The sequence below is a fragment of the Bacteroidota bacterium genome (assembly GCA_020402865.1).
GTDB lineage: Bacteria > Bacteroidota > Bacteroidia > Palsa-965 > Palsa-965.
Genome location: JADBYT010000009.1, coordinates 35236 through 50877, shown reverse-complemented (window position 1 = coordinate 50877; position 15642 = coordinate 35236). Strand labels below are relative to the sequence as shown.

At 51.4% G+C, this 15642-nt stretch carries 14 protein-coding genes; 4 read left to right on the top strand and 10 right to left on the bottom strand.

Annotated features, from left to right (window positions below; all coding sequences use genetic code 11):
- Nucleotides 1–38: 38 nt before the first annotated feature.
- Nucleotides 39–1610 carry an aldehyde dehydrogenase gene (locus IM638_07505; protein MCA6362870.1) on the bottom strand — a complete coding sequence of 524 codons (1572 nt, stop codon included), beginning with the start codon at nucleotides 1608–1610 and terminating at the stop codon, nucleotides 39–41.
- Nucleotides 1611–1773: 163 nt separating this feature from the next.
- On the opposite strand from IM638_07505, the gene IM638_07500 reads away from it, so the two are divergent.
- Nucleotides 1774–2700, top strand: a complete 927-nt coding sequence (locus tag IM638_07500) for a helix-turn-helix domain-containing protein (protein MCA6362869.1) — start codon at nucleotides 1774–1776, stop codon at nucleotides 2698–2700.
- Between the two features lies 1 nt (nucleotide 2701).
- On the opposite strand, the gene IM638_07495 is transcribed toward IM638_07500, so the two are convergent.
- Nucleotides 2702–3211: a DUF1905 domain-containing protein gene (locus IM638_07495; GenBank protein MCA6362868.1), complete on the bottom strand. Its 510-nt coding sequence runs from the start codon at nucleotides 3209–3211 to the stop codon at nucleotides 2702–2704.
- A 141-nt stretch (nucleotides 3212–3352) separates the two neighbouring features.
- Between IM638_07495 and IM638_07490 the strand changes: the two genes are divergently transcribed.
- Both IM638_07490 and IM638_07485 read left to right on the top strand, forming a co-directional pair.
- Nucleotides 3353–5752, top strand: coding sequence for a carbohydrate binding family 9 domain-containing protein (locus IM638_07490; protein ID MCA6362867.1), 2400 nt, complete (start codon nucleotides 3353–3355; stop codon nucleotides 5750–5752).
- A gap of 41 nt (nucleotides 5753–5793) precedes the next feature.
- Nucleotides 5794–6312 carry a hypothetical protein gene (locus tag IM638_07485; protein ID MCA6362866.1) on the top strand — a complete coding sequence of 173 codons (519 nt, stop codon included), beginning with the start codon at nucleotides 5794–5796 and terminating at the stop codon, nucleotides 6310–6312.
- Between the two features lie 504 nt (nucleotides 6313–6816).
- Here IM638_07485 and IM638_07480 read toward each other — a convergent pair.
- From IM638_07480 to IM638_07470, 3 genes are read right to left on the bottom strand one after another with little or no spacing between them, the layout of a single operon-like run.
- Nucleotides 6817–7842 (bottom strand): hypothetical protein, encoded by a 1026-nt coding sequence (locus IM638_07480; GenBank protein MCA6362865.1) that lies wholly within the window; start codon nucleotides 7840–7842, stop codon nucleotides 6817–6819.
- Nucleotides 7839–8159, bottom strand: a complete 321-nt coding sequence (locus IM638_07475) for a hypothetical protein (protein MCA6362864.1) — start codon at nucleotides 8157–8159, stop codon at nucleotides 7839–7841. Before IM638_07475 ends, IM638_07480 begins: the two co-directional genes overlap by 4 nt.
- Nucleotides 8159–8299, bottom strand: a complete 141-nt coding sequence (locus IM638_07470) for a hypothetical protein (GenBank protein MCA6362863.1) — start codon at nucleotides 8297–8299, stop codon at nucleotides 8159–8161. Before IM638_07470 ends, IM638_07475 begins: the two co-directional genes overlap by 1 nt.
- Before the next feature lie 90 nt (nucleotides 8300–8389).
- Here IM638_07470 and IM638_07465 point away from each other — a divergent pair, with 90 nt between their 5' ends.
- On the top strand, nucleotides 8390–9286 hold the full coding sequence (locus tag IM638_07465) for a hypothetical protein (GenBank protein ID MCA6362862.1): 897 nt from the start codon (nucleotides 8390–8392) through the stop codon (nucleotides 9284–9286).
- 104 nt (nucleotides 9287–9390) lie between these two features.
- Here IM638_07465 and IM638_07460 read toward each other — a convergent pair whose 3' ends face one another.
- From IM638_07460 to IM638_07440, 5 genes are read right to left on the bottom strand one after another with little or no spacing between them, the layout of a single operon-like run.
- Nucleotides 9391–9855, bottom strand: coding sequence for a hypothetical protein (locus IM638_07460; protein MCA6362861.1), 465 nt, complete (start codon nucleotides 9853–9855; stop codon nucleotides 9391–9393).
- 10 nt (nucleotides 9856–9865) lie between these two features.
- Entirely contained in the window at nucleotides 9866–11026 is a 1161-nt protein-coding gene (locus IM638_07455) for an aminopeptidase (protein MCA6362860.1), read from the bottom strand.
- A gap of 54 nt (nucleotides 11027–11080) precedes the next feature.
- Nucleotides 11081–12358, bottom strand: a complete 1278-nt coding sequence (locus tag IM638_07450) for an asparagine synthetase B (protein ID MCA6362859.1) — start codon at nucleotides 12356–12358, stop codon at nucleotides 11081–11083.
- A gap of 52 nt (nucleotides 12359–12410) precedes the next feature.
- The gene (locus IM638_07445; protein ID MCA6362858.1) at nucleotides 12411–14555 is read right to left on the bottom strand and encodes an OmpA family protein; all 2145 of its coding nucleotides are present in this window, start codon (nucleotides 14553–14555) and stop codon (nucleotides 12411–12413) included.
- A 12-nt stretch (nucleotides 14556–14567) separates the two neighbouring features.
- Complete coding sequence (locus tag IM638_07440; protein ID MCA6362857.1) at nucleotides 14568–15617, bottom strand: tetratricopeptide repeat protein; 1050 nt, start codon at nucleotides 15615–15617, stop codon at nucleotides 14568–14570.
- Nucleotides 15618–15642 lie beyond the last annotated feature (25 nt).

Sequence of the window (15642 nt, the reverse complement as noted above, 5' to 3'; positions counted from 1 at the left end):
CCCGGAGTGTTTTTCCGGGCGATGATTGTGAAAACCGGTTAAAAGAAACCGAGTTTCTGTTTGTTGTAAGAGATGAGCATGTTTTTGGTTTGGCGGTAATGGCCAAGCATCATTTTATGCGTTTCGCGTCCGAAGCCTGATTTTTTGTAACCACCAAACGGAGCGTGTGCAGGATACGCATGGTAGCAGTTTACCCACACGCGGCCTGCCTCAATGGCACGCGGCACAGTGTAAAGCTCATGCGCATCGCGCGTCCACACACCGGCACCGAGTCCGTAGAGTGTATCGTTGGCAATGGCAATGGCTTCTTCGGTGGTTTTGAATGTGGTTACGCACACCACCGGCCCGAAGATTTCTTCCTGAAACACACGCATTTTGTTGTGGCCTTTCAATATGGTAGGCTCAATGTAATAGCCTTCGCTGATGTCGCCGCCAAGTTTGGCTGCATTGCCGCCGCAAAGTACTTCGGCGCCTTCTTCCTTACCAATCTGGATGTACGAAAGAATTTTCTCGTACTGATCGTTCGAGGCCTGCGCGCCAATCATTACCGAACCATCAAGCGGATTGCCGGCTTTGATGGCTTTGGTGCGCTCAATTACACGATCCATAAACTTGTCGAAAATGCTTTCGTGTACCAGCATGCGCGAGGGGCAGGTGCATACTTCGCCCTGGTTGAGCGCAAAGAGCACAGCGCCTTCTACGGCTTTATCGAAAAACTCATCATCGGCATCGGCCACGCTGGGGAAGAAGATATTGGGCGATTTTCCGCCCAGTTCCATGGTAACCGGAATGAGGTTTTCGGAAGCATACTGCATAATGAGGCGGCCGGTAGTGGTTTCGCCGGTGAATGCTACTTTGGCAATGCGGGTGGATGTAGCCAGCGGTTTGCCTGCTTCGGGACCAAAGCCGCTCACTACGTTAAGTACACCGGGAGGCAGCAAATCGCCGATGAGTTCCATGAGTACCATTATGGAAGTAGGCGTTTGCTCGGCCGGTTTCACTACGGTGCAGCATCCGGCCGCCAGTGCCGGCGCAATTTTCCAGCTGGCCATAAGCAGCGGGAAGTTCCACGGAATAATTTGTCCTACCACACCAAGCGGTTCGTGCAGGTTGATGCTTACCGTGTGTTCGTCGTGTTCGGAAATAGTGCCTTCTTCGGCGCGGAGCACACCGGCAAAGTAGCGGAAATGGTCGATGCAGAGCGGCAAATCGGCTGCGCGGGTTTCGCGGATGGGCTTGCCGTTGTCAATGGTTTCAACTGTGGCCAGCAGTTCGAGGTTGTCTTCCATTACCTGCGCAATTTTGAGCAGGATATTGCTGCGGTAGGCGGCTGATGATTTGCTCCATGTGGCAAAAGCCTTGTGAGCGGCATCTAATGCCAGTTCAATATCCTCCTTGCCCGAACGTGCAGCCTGCGTAAAGGCTTTGCCGGTAACCGGTGAAATATTGTCGAAGTATTGTCCGCTTACCGGCGCTACAAATTTGCCGCCGATGTAATTGTTGTAGCGGGTTTTAAACACAGGCACCTGTACACCCGGAAAGGCCGAAAGGGCATTCGTATAAGCGGTGCCGTTGGCTGAAGGGGCTGTTGTTTCTACTGAATTTGACATGATGTTGAGTTTTTAGGTTTCAACCGCAAATTGGAAAAATCAATTTCCCGGAGCCTGTATTCAAATCCCGGCCAATAGCACTGATTTCCCAAACTGATAACGATCAGGAAAATACAAGCTCACATTCGTTTAAATTTGGGATAAGTCCAAACAAGCACACTACATGCATCAACTTGGTCAGGTCCCCGTTACTCCGCACCATTTGCTGCGCACTGAAATAGAACAGCGCACCACCTTCAGCCTCAACCGCTGTGAGCTGAATGTGTTTGAAACGCACCGCCGTGCCGAGAAAGTGCGGCTCACCTTTGGCGGGTTTACCATTACCTCCATGCTTCGCGGCAAAAAAATACTGCATGGGGGCAATCAGCCCCTGAACTACATTCCCGGCGAAACCTATCTGGTAGATGCATCGGAAGAAATGGTGATTGATTTCCCCGAAGCGCATTACAAAAATCCCACACAATGCACCGCGCTGGTTATCGAAGAAGATTATCTCAATAAACAGCTTACTTATATTAATGAACAGTTTCCGCGCAATCCTGAACTTAATCAGGAATGGAAACTCAACCTGCATCAGGCATTTTTACGCAACGATAAAACCATTGCCGAACTCAGCACACGCCTTGTCCGCATCTTCCGCAGCACCGATCCGCTCAAGGATGTGCTGGTTGATTTAAAGCTGAAAGAGCTTGTGCTGGCCCTGCTGCGTTTGCAAAACAACACCTCGCTGTTTATTGAGCCGGGACAAACCAACGAACGCTTTCGGGCCGTTATTGAATACATCCGCAAAAACATCACGGCCGAAATTTCAATGGCCGAGCTCAGCAAAATGGCCTGTATGAGCAAATCGGTTTTTTACCGCACGTTTGCCAATGAGTTTGGTATGTCGCCTTCGCAACTGTTGTTGCAGGAAAAAATCAATCACGCCAAAAAACTGTTGGCTGATTCGCAAATGGCCGTGAAAGAAGTGTGCTACGCATCGGGCTTTTCGGATCCGAATTATTTTTCACGCGCCTTCAAAAAGCTCGAAGGTGTTACGCCGCTCGAATACAAGGGTAAATTTGGCAGCCCGTTTTTGTCTGCGCTGTAAATTACGCTTCCTTTTTATAACTGCGTTTCAGCGTACCGTTTTCCAGCCGCTTCACAATTTCAAGTGCGCGGTTTACACGGGTATCAATTCCTTTCGCGCTGTTTATCCAGTAGCTTAGGCTGCGCTTGTAGCCGGGCGTAAGTGCATCAAATTTTTCTTTTACCTGTGGTTCCAGTTCCAGCGCGGCAATAAGTGCTTCGGGCAATTCCACAAAATCATCGGGGCGTTCGTCGCGTTTCAGTTCTACATGCACCACATCGCCTTCGCGCAATTTTAATTTACGGCGCAGCGTGCCGCCAATGCTTATGTAATGAAATCCGCTGCGGCCGGGCATAAGGGCCTGTTCAACCGGCACACCGTTTATGGTTCCTGTAAAACGCACACGGCTTTTGGTGCCGAATACTTCTTCCACCACATGCGGAAAGGTGATGAGGTAAAAGGTGGATTTACTTTTCCACGCTTCCAGCGGGGCCGAAAAGCGGAATGTGTCGGGCTGTTTTTTGCGTGGCATGTGAAGTATAGCTGCCGTTCAGCGTAAAAATAATGCATTCCATATAGTCAAAACCGGCTTTTATGTGTTTATACACGGTTTTAATACAGGTTCCGTATTTTTGCACGCTTGAACTCAAATGTCCTGATACGTTTTTTATTCGTGCTGGTGCTTTTGGCTGCCGGCCCGCTGCAGGCGCAAACCATACGCGGTATGGAGGCGCTGCGCACTGCCGCTGTTCCCGAAATTGACGGCGACGGCAGCGATTCCTGCTGGAAAGCAGCATCCGTAGCGGCCGATTTTGTGCAGCAGCAGCCCAACCCCGGCAATTCACCCCGGCAGCACACCGAAGTACGCGTACTTTACAACGATCAGGCGATTTTTATTCTGGCCGAAATGCACGACTCATCGCCCGACAGTGTGCTGGCGCAATTGGGTGCGCGCGACGATGAAAACACCAATTCCGATCTGTTTGGCGTGTATCTCGATACCTACCGCGACCGCCGCAACGCATTTTACTTTGCAGTATCGGCCGCAAACGTGCAGATTGATGCCCGTGTAACGGTAGATAAATTCGACTACAGCCTCAACAGTGTATGGTACAGCCGCGTAAAACGTCATGCCAAAGGCTGGACCGCCGAACTGAAAATTCCCTATTACTCGCTGCGCTTTCCCAATCAGCCCGAGCAGATGTGGGGACTGAATTTTGTGCGCGGGCTGCGCCGCCACCGCGAGTTTTCGTACTGGAACAACATCGACCAGAACGTGCAGGGTATTGTCAACCAGTTTGGCGACCTTAAGGGTATCCGAAACATATTGCCGCCGCTTCGTTTGGCCATGCTTCCCTACGTGTCGGGCTATGCCGATAATTTTCAGGGTAAACAATCCTATTCGCTCAACGGCGGCATGGATGTAAAGCTGGGCATCAACGAGAGTTTTACACTCGACATGACGCTTATTCCCGATTTCGGGCAAACCATCAGCGATAACCTTGTGCTCAATCTCTCGCCGTTTGAAATCAAGTTCGATGAGCGGCGGTACTTTTTTACCGAAGGAACGGAGCTGTTTAATAAAAACGATCTTTTTTATTCGCGCCGCATCGGTGCACAGCCATCGGGTTTTAACAGTGTGCGCACTCAGCTCGATACCAATGAGGTGATTGAAAACAACCCCGGTGTGGCCAAACTGTACAATGCCATGAAAATAAGCGGCCGCACACCGGGCAACCTCGGCATTGGTTTTTTAAATGCGGTGTCGGCTCCGGTTGATGCGCTTTTGCGCGATACGATGAGCGGCAAAGTGCGCGAAGTGCGTACCGAAGAACTGGCCAATTACAATGTGTTTGTGGCCGAACAGGTAATCGGTAAAAATTCCTACCTCGGCTTTCTCAATACCAATGTAATGCGCAATGGAAAAGCACGCGATGCCAATGTGAGTTCGGCGCAGTTTCGTTTGGTGGAAAAGAAAAACGTGTGGGGCACCGAAGGTTTTGCCGATCTCAGTCTGGTGTGGCCGCGCAATACGGCTGCTCCTGTAAGTGGTTATCGTTACTATATCCGCGCCGGAAAGTTCAGCGGAAAATTTCAGGCCGAAATCCGCCACCGCCTCGTCAGCGATAAGTTCGATCCTACCGACATGGGCTTTCAGGAACGTAACAACGTAATCAGCTACGGCACTACGTTAAAATACAATATCTTCAAGCCCTTCCGCCGTTTCGTGCGCATCACCAGCGATATAAACATCGACTACGGCCAGCTTTATCTCCCGCGCGATTTTACGTTTCTTACCATCAACGGACGCGTAATTGCCACGTACCGCAATTTTATGACAGCCGGTATCAACTGGCTCACGCAGCCTGTGCGCAACAACGATTATTTCGAACCCCGCGTACCCGGCCGTTATATGATTTATCCGCGCAACTACGAAGCAGGCGGATTTATTTCATCCGACTACCGCAAAGTGTTTGCACTCGACATGTCGGCCTCTTACCGCATTTTTCTCGAACGCAACCGTACTATTTTGCGCTACACCATTGCCCCGCGCGTGCGTGCAAACGATCATCTTTTCTTCGTTATCCGTAACGAAAACGAATTTAAAACCGATAATGTGGGCTTCGTAACCATGTATAACGATTCCATCATTATGGGTGTGCGCAACCTGCGTACGGTTACCAACACCATCAACGTCAATTACACCTTCAACAGCACCATGATTCTCACAACACGCATCCGCCACTACTGGTCGGAGGCGCGTTACACCTCGTTTTTTGCACTGAATAATGAAGGAAAAGAGAGCAGCACAGGCTTCAACCGCAACAGCGATATTACGTTCAACGCCTTCACCATCGACATGATTTTTACCTGGCAGTTTGTGCCCGGCAGCGAACTGAGTCTGGTATGGAAAAACACAATTGTGGGCAACACCCAGCAGCTTTTCCGCAACTATTTCGAAGATGCAGATTATGTGTTCAATCAGCCGCAGGTAAACAGTTTGTCGTTCAAACTCATCTGGTTTCTCGAGGCGCAGCAGATCAAGGCGTTTGCGAAAAAGCGGAAAAGTTAGTGCAGTTTCATTTTCCGGTTTCCTTCACTACCTTTCGGTTCATGAAACGTTTGCTCACTTTCTTTTTATTGTTGCTCTGCCTGCCGGCTCTTGCCGATATGCCGGGCAGCAAGCCACGCCCATCAGGCTCGTTCATGGTGGTAAACGCCAGTGCATTTCCTGCGTTTCGTTTTTCACTCTCGCCCAATTACGGCGATACCATCTACTGGCTGCATGATTCCACGCTTATTCACATGCCCGGCGGGCGCGGTGCACCCATCAGCTTTTCGTTTCAGGTAAGCCGTGCCGATAGTGGTAAAACATACAACCTCGGTTATTTCACCGGCGTAAACGGCCATGTAATTCTGCGCATCGACTCGGTGGTGAATGACAGTGTGGTGAAATTTACACGGCTCGATTCACCTTCAACACGTAATGAAGGTTTTGGTGTTACCGCTACGCAGGAGCCGCTTTCGCCGGGTATGCAGCTTTTGCCCGTGCTTGGCGCATCGGCGCTGGTTGCCTTGCTGGTGTGGTGGGTGCGCAGGCGTTACCTGCGTTCGGGTGAGGTGGTAATGTAGTTTATTCAGGAGCAATTCCTGTCGGCAAATTGCCTTTGTAAACGATTTTCTTCGCTATCCAGGTCATTGCGATTGTTTTACTCGTCATCATGCGTGTGCGAAGAAAGTAACTTGTTGTTTTTTCAGAACGAAGTATTTTCTTAGGGCGTGCCCCTTTGCCGCTTTCCCTCAAAAAGGCATCACTCCGGCAAAGGGTCGGGCTGTCGGCTGTAGTCGCGGTGGCGGGGCTGTGTGCTGCTCGCACTGCGCGGGCTTCCTCCGGTCGCCTGCTCGTTGCGGCAGCACAAGGCCCCGCCGCCGCTCGCTGCCGCCTCCATCCCTCACGCGCGTGTAGTGTGTTGTTTTTTTGGGGCATTTGTTTTTTTTGGGATTTGTTTTTTTGGCGTGGTGCGGCCTTCGGGCGTGGTGCGGCCTTCGGGCGTGGTGCGGCCTTCGGGCATTCTTGCCGGGCGCGATGCATCGCGCCCTTACGGGGATTCTTGCCGGGAGTGATGTATCGCGCCCTTACGGGGATTGGGGGCGTTTGATCCACCATAGTATTGCGGCCAGCAGTAGCAGCGTGAGTGTGAGGGGAGTGAGTAGCGCGGGTGCATCGAGCATGTAGGGGAAGCCGCCAAGTGTTACGGCAAGGCCGAGTACCAGCGCGTTGGTCATAGCCGGCCAGCCCGGCAGCAGGCGGTGCAGCAGCAATACCGATGCCGGCAGCGTGGCCTGCAGCAATGCTATGCCGGTGTACAAAAACGCTTCGTGCTTTTCGCTAAAGTGCAGCAGGCCCAGCGACGAAAGCAGCGTGCCGCCAAGCACCTGCAGCGAATTCATTTTGTCGGCCAGCCAGCCGCCGGTTATTTTTCCTGCGGCGGCCGCCAGGGCTATGCCCAGCAGCACCTGCTCGCTGCCGGTGTGTATGGCCTGAAAAATATCCCACACGGCCGAGCGAAGTGTGATCACCAGCAGCAGCAGGAGCATAAACGCATCGTGCCGGTCAAACAGGTGTGGCGGTTTTTCTGCCGTTTTTTTCTCGCGGGCACGCAGCTCGGGGCGCAATGCAAAAAGTGTGGCACCAATGCCCAGCGCGGCTGCGGCCAATGCTGTCCACGTAAATCCATGCAGCTGTGCAAATCCGCCCAGCGTAAGGCCCACAATGCCGGGCGCGGCAAACACACCGGCACCTAAACCTTGTGGCACCTTTAGCTGCAAGGCCCACGCACCGCCCGCCACGTGCACCGCTGCCGATGCCACGCCGCTCAGTACAACTGCCACACCTGTGTGCGTGCTTCCTAACATGGCTGCTGCGGCAATGAGTGTAAGCGCCCCCGCCAGCCACCAGCGCCATTGCGGAAATTTATCGGCTATCAGCGCCAGCGGCACCTGTGCGGCAAAGGCTAAGGCCACATACACCGTAAACCACACGGCGGTTTCACTGCCGGGTAGTGTGCGGCTGCAAAACGCAAGCAGCGCCCCGGCCACAAAATCGTTCAGGCCGTGTGCCGCACCAAGCAGCAAAAGTGTCAGGGAGCTGCGCTGCTTCATTGGCCGAAAAAAACGTGTTCAAGCACACTGCCAATGCCCCAGCTTCCGGCGTTGATAAGCAGTGCAGCAACGGCTCCCCGCCAAAGCGGCCATTGCCAGTGTATGGTTATGATTACAGATTCCACCAGCCACACACCCGTTTCCAGCTGCCAGAGCGGAATAGCCGTGGTGGCATAAAGCCAGTTTATTACCGGCCAGGTTACTAAATTTAGGAGCACGATAAAAAAGAGCGTAAGCTTCAGCGCATACCGCGAAAAGCCGCTGAACAGCAGCCACTCACTAAACACAGTAAAGACAAAAGCACCCCAGAACGGCATTATTTCCTGCGTTTACGAATGATCCACATTACTAAAAACGTAATCAGCGCTACCATTGCGCAAAGCAGCAGAAAGGCACTCAGTACCAATTCGCCGCTAAGTGCATCGAGCATTATTGAAAGTGCGGAAAATACTAACATCTCTCATAAATATAACACGAATACATTTACCTATATTTGGGAAGCAACTTTTAACACATTACACGTCTTATTCATTAACAAGCATAAGTTATGAAATTCAAATTTTTGCTCACACTATTTGTACTGTGTACATCATTTATTGCAAAGGCACAGGATACGCTTTATCGCACCAACGGCGAGAAGATGATCATTCAGGTAACCGAAGTTTCGGCTTCGGAAATCAAGTATAAAAAAGGCGATAACGGAAGCGGCCCTGTATATGTAATTAAAACTGCTGAAGTGCGCAAAGTGGTTTATGCCGACGGGCACAGCGATGTGTTTGTAGCGCCTAAATCACAGTCTCAGCGCCCTGCTTCCAGCAGTTCATCACGCGCACCTTCTACCCGTAACATGTTGCCCGACAGTAATGGCTTCAAGCGGAAACACCTGATCGGACTTAATGTTACTGATCTGCTTCCCGGCATTATCTCGTTAAGCTACGAAGTCAATGTATTTAAAGACAATGTTTCGCTGCGTTTCCCGCTTTCGTTCGGATTGAGCGGACTAAGCGGTTTGCAGCCCGACAATATCGGCTATCCGGATTTCTATTATTACAACCGGAACAAAGTATTCAGCTCCGGATTCGATCTTCGCTATTATCCCTCGGGTCAGAATTTCTCAAGCTATTTTGTAGGGCTTACATGGGAATACGGACAGGTGAATTATACGCGTCCCATTTTTGGGCCCTTTCCGCAGCCCGGCGCGGGTGAACTCACCCGCACGTGGTTTTCATCAGTGGGTGTGGTAAATGGTGTGCTTATTCAGCCCAGTCAGAATCTGAATGTATCACTCTTTTGTTCGCTTGGCACACAGGTAACCGGCCTCGATGATGTGAGCGGTTATCGTGCCATGCTTCGCGGAGGCATTGTGCTGGGCTGGCGCTATGGAAACGGTTCAACCGAAAATGCCCGCAAACCGCGCGAAGGGGTAATTCGTGTAAGCGAGTAATTGTATTTCATTTTTGCCGCTACAGCATAGATTCGCAATAACGGCAACATAAAAACCCTGTCATTTCTTTCCCACAACCGGTGCAGGAAGAAATGACAGGGTTTTTAAATGTCTTCAAAAGGCTCTACCAGCAGGCCTTCTACGTTGGGGCGCACTTCTAATTTTTCTTCGCCGAAATTGAGGAGCACAGCGTCTGTGCGGTATGATTCACCTTCTTTCACAAGGTCGCAGCTTATCAGTGTGTGGTGAAGTACAGGTGTCCAAAGGTCGTTTTGCGAAAGATCGGCTGAGCGCATGCCCAGCTTGCCGCCAAACTCGTGAAGCAAAAGGAAATGCTGCTTTTCGGCATCAAAGTCCATGGCCAATGCCAGCGCCGCTTCCGTTTCTTCGGAGGTGCCGATGATGAGTTTTTTCCCTTCCGAAAATTCGAGTTCGAGTTTGTCTAAAAACTCAAAAGCCTCGCCCGGTTTGGCCACGTTCTGCCAGTAGTGATAAATCACCCGGTTCAGTGTATGTCCTTCCACAGCCTTCAACTGCTTCAGATCGTCCCAACTAAAATAATTGCTCATGTTGTGGAAATTACAAACCTATCTTCTTCGCAATCTCTTTCGGAATTGCGCTTTTGTGTACGAGGATGCTTACTGTTTTGTATTGGAAATATGCTTCCGAGCAATAAAAATAGCCGCCAAGTTCATTGCTGGTGCCCCATGAGTTTTTTACCATGTAGTAGCGTTTCCCGGTCTGGTCTGTTGAAATGCCGGTGAGTTGCATGCCGTGGTCGTCTTGCGTACTCAGGTTGTCGAATGCTTCCTGACGCATGAGCTGGGTGATTGTTTTTTCCTTGCACGGAGCCAGCCAGAGCGAATCTCTTTCGCCTTTGCGCATATCGTCCATGCTTTTTTCCGGCACAATGGCCATACCACTTCGGTGCGAGAAATACGATTCAGATACATCTGCGCCCCAGGCAACCGTATAACCATTCATCAGCGCATTGTCGGTAATGGCGCTGAACTCGTTGAGCGGCACATTCTGAAACATGCCCCACGACCAGTTGTCGGGAATTTCCAGTACAAACGGTTTGTAAAAAGGCTGGTGCGTAAATGAAGTAAGCCCTACATAATCAGCTGCATTGAAACCCAGCGAAGCTGCATACTCTTTTGAATTCATTTTCTTACCGTTCACCTCAAAGGTAACAGGAGGCGCACCGAGGTAGGCGTCCAGCACAGCTGTAAATGCGGCAAGCCAGTTCGGATTAAGTTGCTTTTCTTCAAGTCGCAGCTGGGCATCAAGAATGGCTTTGAGCACATTGTCCATTTCGCCGTGTTTCACTTTGCTTTCACCGGCAGGCATACCGGCGTAAGCACTTTGCGGCATCAGTCCGTATTGCGCAGCAAGGTTTATCACATCATGCGGTTCGCCACCCGGAGCAAAGTTTGTTTTGCCCATCATGCGCATGTACTTTTTCGCTTTCTCAATATATCCGCAACGCACCAGCCACATTTCCGAAAGATCCGTTTCGCCTTTACCCATGCGCATAAACTCCGATTCGAGAAACGATTGTGTAGAGAAAATCCAGCAGGTGCTTGAGTGGTACTGATCTTTTACACTTGTGGCTTTTGCTTCTTTCACCACGGTAAATTTCAGTGTGCTTTCGGGTTTATTTTTTTTCTCCTGTGCCGAAAGCGGAAATGCAAAAAGCGAGGCCGCCGCCGCGCCAATCAGAAACTGAATTGATTTCATTGATGTAATGTAAGTTGGTGTGTAGTTTGAACGTTCTGTTTATCGCAGCGTTGGTCAGGTTTTCTGGTGCTTTTTTCGTGCGGCGGGAAACAGAATATTGTTAAGAATTAAACGATAGCCCGCCGATGTGGGATAGAGTTCAAGTTCTGTGGGCGGTTCTTCTACCTTATGGCGGTAATCTTCCGGATCGTGGCCGCCGTAAAACGTCCACATGCCTTTCATATACTCGCCATGTATGTAGCGGGCTTCGTTAATGGCTTTGTTTTCGCCCATAATGAGCACGCCGGGTTTGATTTTCGTTTTATCAAAACCGGTGGTTTGTCCCCAAAATCCTTTCACCATGTTTTTATGGTTCTGGCAAAGCATGGTGGGCACCGGATCCCATTTGGCCGAAAAATCAAACAGTGTAAAATAATCATTGTCTTCATTCAGTCCGCGCATTTCGCGGGTGAAGTAGGTGTCCACATCCGAAAATTCGTATTCGCGCGGATTGGTTTTGAGCACGAAATTCTGGAAGGCGAAGCACTTCGAGAAATCCATTTTGTTGTTCATTCCCGGATCGGCCGGGTCGCCGTCAAACATGCTTTCGCAAATATCCACGCCCTCGGCCGCAAGGGCAATGTCATAAGAATCGGTGGCCGAGCACATGGCAAACAGAAAGCCGCCGTTGCCCACAAACTCGCGTATTTTATGCGCCACCGCCAGCTTAAGCTGCGATACTTTCTGGAAGCCCAGTTTCTGTGCCGTGGCTTCGTTATCGGCCACTTCGGCCCGGTACCACGGTGCATTGGCAAAACCGGCCCAGAAACGGCCATACTGCCCGGTAAAATCTTCGTGATGCAGGTGCAGCCAGTCGTAAAGCGGCAGCTTGCCCAGCATTACTTCTTCGTCATACACTTTTTCGTACGGAATTTCGGCGTAGGTAAGCACCAGTGTCACGGCATCGTCCCACGGCTGTTTGCCGCCGGGTGTGTACACGGCAATTTTGGGCGGCTTTTCAAGTTTCACCGCATCCATGTTTACTTCCGGGTTGGCAATTTCGGCCAGTATGGCGTTTGTCTTGGCATCGGGAATTACTTCAAACGACACGCCGCGCACAAGGCATTCGTTTTCAAAAGCCTTATCGTATTTGAACAGGAAACTGCCGTAGCGGTAGTTGAGCAGCCACTGTGCCTCTATGCCTTTTTCGAGCACCCAGTAGGTAATGCCGTAGGCTTTGAGGTGGTTGCGCTGTGTTTCATCCATCGGGATGAGTATGTAAGCGGCACGCAGCGGAATCATCAATCCGCTGAAACACACAAGTAAAATGAGTAAGCGATGCAAACGTTTCATTCCTTTACACAATAGCTTTTGCAATTGTTAAAGGTACGGATTTTTGCGTGTGTTACCGGCTCAGAATCTTAAACTCCGTGCGGCGGTTCAGCTGGCGGTTGGCCTCGGTGTCATTCGATGCCATGGGCTGATCAAAACCATAGCCGGCCCACACAATGCGCTCGGCTTTTATGCCTTTGCTGATGAGGTAATCGGCCACGGCTTTCGCGCGGTCCTGCGAGAGTTTTTTGTTCATCTCGGCCGAGCCCCGGTTGTCGGTATGCCCCGAAACCTCAATGCGCATGGTGGGCACATCGTTCAGCAGCGCCACTAAGCGGTCAAGCTCAGTAAACGATTCGGGGCGGAGCGTGGCTTTGCCCACATCAAAAAACACATTGCGCAGCACAATGGCACTGCCCACGGCCACCGGCTTCAGGGCTATGTCTTTCTGCACTTCCTGATAGCTGGCTATGGCCGGAATGTCGAAGTTTTCGGAGTGAAACAAATAGCCTTCGGCCTTCACCGCTATGCCGTAGTTTTTACCTGAGGGCAGCGATACGAGGTACTTTCCGGTGGAACTGTTTACCGGAAACGTAGCAATTACCTGCTGCCGCTCGTTGTCAACCAGTTCAATGGTAGCGCCCACGGGCTTCTGCGTCATGGCATCGGTTATGGTGCCTTTGAGCAGGGTAAGCTGCGCGGTTTTTATTTCTACCTGCTGCGCGGCTGTAATGGTTTTCACCGGCACATTGTTACCTGCAATCAGGTTGTCTTCGCTGCTGAGTGCCAGCGGCTTTTCGGGACCGAGGAACGTAATTTTGTAAATGTCTTTTTCGCCCAGTCCGTCGGCTTTGTTCGATGAGAAATAGCCGCGCCGGCCATTGCCCGATACTACAAAAAACACATCATCGTCGGGGCCGTTAATGGGCCAGCCGAGGTTTTCGGGCTCGCTCCATTTTCCGTCTTTCCATTCGCATTTAAAAATATCGTAGCCACCCATGCTTTTGTGGCCCTGCGAACTGAAATACATCGTTTTTCCGTCGGGATGCATAAACACACCTTCTTCGCCGTACATGGTGTTTATGCCCGGTCCGAGGTTCTGCGACTCGCCCCAGCGCCCTTTGGCATCCATGGTCGAAACCCAGATGTCGCGGTTGCCCAGCGTGCCCTCGCGGTCGCTTACGAAGTAAAGTTTTTTTCCGTCGAAAGAAACCGACACCGACGATTCGTGCCCTTCGGAATTGATGTTTTTGTTCATCCGCTCCGGCTCCGACCAAAGTGTGCCCGTAAGGATGCTTTCGTACAAATCGCCGCCGTTGCGCGGACGGTAAATGTACATGCGCTGCCCGTCGGGCGAGAGGCCTGCGGTGGCGTCGTGGTCTTCGCTGTTTACCGGTTTGCCCATGTTTACCGGCGTGCTCCAGCCGCTGCTGGTCCATGTGGTGAGGTAAAGGTCTTCGAAATACTGATTGTCTTCATCGCGCTTGCCGCCGGTGGTGCCGGGACGGCGCGAAGTGAAAATCATGGTTGCTTCGTCGGCGGTAATGATGGGTGTATATTCCGCATCGCTGCTGTTTACCGCATTTCCGAGGTTGTCGATAAACACGCGCACCGGATTTTTCTCGTATTCCTTGCCGTTCAGGCATTCGCCTATTTTACGGTTGGCATCGGCAATTTTGTCGCGGTTATCGGTAGGCTTTGCGTTGAGCGGCTGCTGCCAGGCGCGGTAAGCGGTAATGGCTTTGTCCCACTGCGCCGTTAAATGATAGGCGCGTCCGAGGTAGTATTGCAAATCGGCATCCACATTCGGATTCAGCTTCTGCGCTTTTTCGAGATAGGCCAGCGCCATCATTTTTTGTTTGGGAATATTGTAATAACATACACCCAGCCGAAAATTCAGCTGCGCATTGTTCGGATTAAACGCATTGGCTTTCAGATAGGCATCGCGCGCCATGATAAAACCTTCGGCACCCGCGCCGGCCAGTTCGTTTATGCCGTTGGGGTAATAGTGGTTTTCGGACACAAAGCGTTTCAGCACGCTGTTTTGAACGGCCATGGCCTGCTCAAACACGCTGTTGCCGTCGTCGAAATTGCGGCGGGCTTCTTTAATTTCCTTTTTGTCTTTTCCCGGAAAGTTCTTTTCGTCAAACGACACATCCTGCGAAAACACAAGCACCGGCATGCACACGGCAGCCACAATAGTCAGTATCTTTTTCATACACATGCCTCCTTATTCGCAATCGTTGAGATATTGTTTGGCTTGTTCCGAACCCAGCGCGGCGGCCTGTTTAAAATCGCTGCAGGCGGTGGCATCGCGCAGCATTTCTTTGGCAATGCCGCGGTTCAGGTAGGCTTCGGCGTAGCTGTCGTTCAGCTGAATGGCTTTGTTGCAGTCTTCCACTGCGCCTTTGTAATCGCGCTGCCTGTAGCGCACCGCCGAGCGGTTTACGTAGGCAAAGGCATAATCGTTTTTGAGCTGTATGGCGCGGTTGAAATCGGAAATGGCACCGGCATAGTCGCCCAGTTCAAACTTGGCGCGTCCACGGTTGTTGTAAGCCACGTAGTAATCGGTTTTCAGGTTCACGGCCACGGTGTAGGCTTCCACGGCGCCTTTCAGATCGCCTTTCATACGGCGCACGCTGCCCAGGTTGTTGTGTACAAAGTACAGGCCCGGATTTACGCGGTTGGCCTGCTGATAATCGGCCAGCGCCCCGTCTAAGTCGTTCAGCTGCCGTTTGCAGCTGCCACGGTCGTTCCAGTAGTAGGCATCTTTGGTGTTCAGCTGCAGGGCTTTGTCAAAATCGCTCAGGGCCGTTTTGTAATCGCCTTCTTCAAACAGCAGCACGCCTTTCTGGTGCCAGGCCTTGTCGTTTTGCGGATTGAGCGTAGTGGCTTTCGAAAAATCAACCAGCGCGCTCTTTTTATCGCCCATCGAAAGCCGCGCCATGCCGCGCCCGTACCAGGCATTGTCGTTGCCGGCATTCAGCTCAATACACTTCGAAAAATCGTCAAGCGCACCGTTCACCAGCGTAAGCTCCATGCGCGAAAGGGCACGGTTGTAATACGCCTGCTCAAAATCGGCCCGCAGCTCAATGGCCTTGTTAAAATCGGCAATGGCCTCGGTGTACTGCCTGCTGTTGAATTTGGTGGTGCCGCTGTTGTAAAACTTCTCGGCTTCCTGAGCCGGCGGCAGGGTAGTGGCCTTTACCGTATCGGTTTGCGCAATCGCCCCGGTGCTGAAAACGAGCAGCGTTGCAGCCAGTAGTAAGTAGTGCCTCATAAATGGATTTCCGGTTTTGGTAAAC

Bases quoted from the DNA above. Each gene is read 5' to 3' on its own strand.
- IM638_07450 (MCA6362859.1), bottom strand. From the start codon at position 12,358: ATGAAACGTTTGCATCGCTTACTCATTTTACTTGTGTGTTTCAGCGGA.
- IM638_07495 (MCA6362868.1), bottom strand. From the start codon at position 3,211: ATGCCACGCAAAAAACAGCCCGACACATTCCGCTTTTCGGCCCCGCTG.
- IM638_07455 (MCA6362860.1), bottom strand. From the start codon at position 11,026: ATGAAATCAATTCAGTTTCTGATTGGCGCGGCGGCGGCCTCGCTTTTT.
- IM638_07465 (MCA6362862.1), top strand. From the start codon at position 8,390: ATGAAATTCAAATTTTTGCTCACACTATTTGTACTGTGTACATCATTT.
- IM638_07440 (MCA6362857.1), bottom strand. From the start codon at position 15,617: ATGAGGCACTACTTACTACTGGCTGCAACGCTGCTCGTTTTCAGCACC.
- IM638_07460 (MCA6362861.1), bottom strand. From the start codon at position 9,855: ATGAGCAATTATTTTAGTTGGGACGATCTGAAGCAGTTGAAGGCTGTG.
- IM638_07480 (MCA6362865.1), bottom strand. From the start codon at position 7,842: ATGAAGCAGCGCAGCTCCCTGACACTTTTGCTGCTTGGTGCGGCACAC.
- IM638_07485 (MCA6362866.1), top strand. From the start codon at position 5,794: ATGAAACGTTTGCTCACTTTCTTTTTATTGTTGCTCTGCCTGCCGGCT.
- IM638_07500 (MCA6362869.1), top strand. From the start codon at position 1,774: ATGCATCAACTTGGTCAGGTCCCCGTTACTCCGCACCATTTGCTGCGC.
- IM638_07475 (MCA6362864.1), bottom strand. From the start codon at position 8,159: ATGCCGTTCTGGGGTGCTTTTGTCTTTACTGTGTTTAGTGAGTGGCTG.
- IM638_07445 (MCA6362858.1), bottom strand. From the start codon at position 14,555: ATGAAAAAGATACTGACTATTGTGGCTGCCGTGTGCATGCCGGTGCTT.
- IM638_07470 (MCA6362863.1), bottom strand. From the start codon at position 8,299: ATGTTAGTATTTTCCGCACTTTCAATAATGCTCGATGCACTTAGCGGC.
- IM638_07505 (MCA6362870.1), bottom strand. From the start codon at position 1,610: ATGTCAAATTCAGTAGAAACAACAGCCCCTTCAGCCAACGGCACCGCT.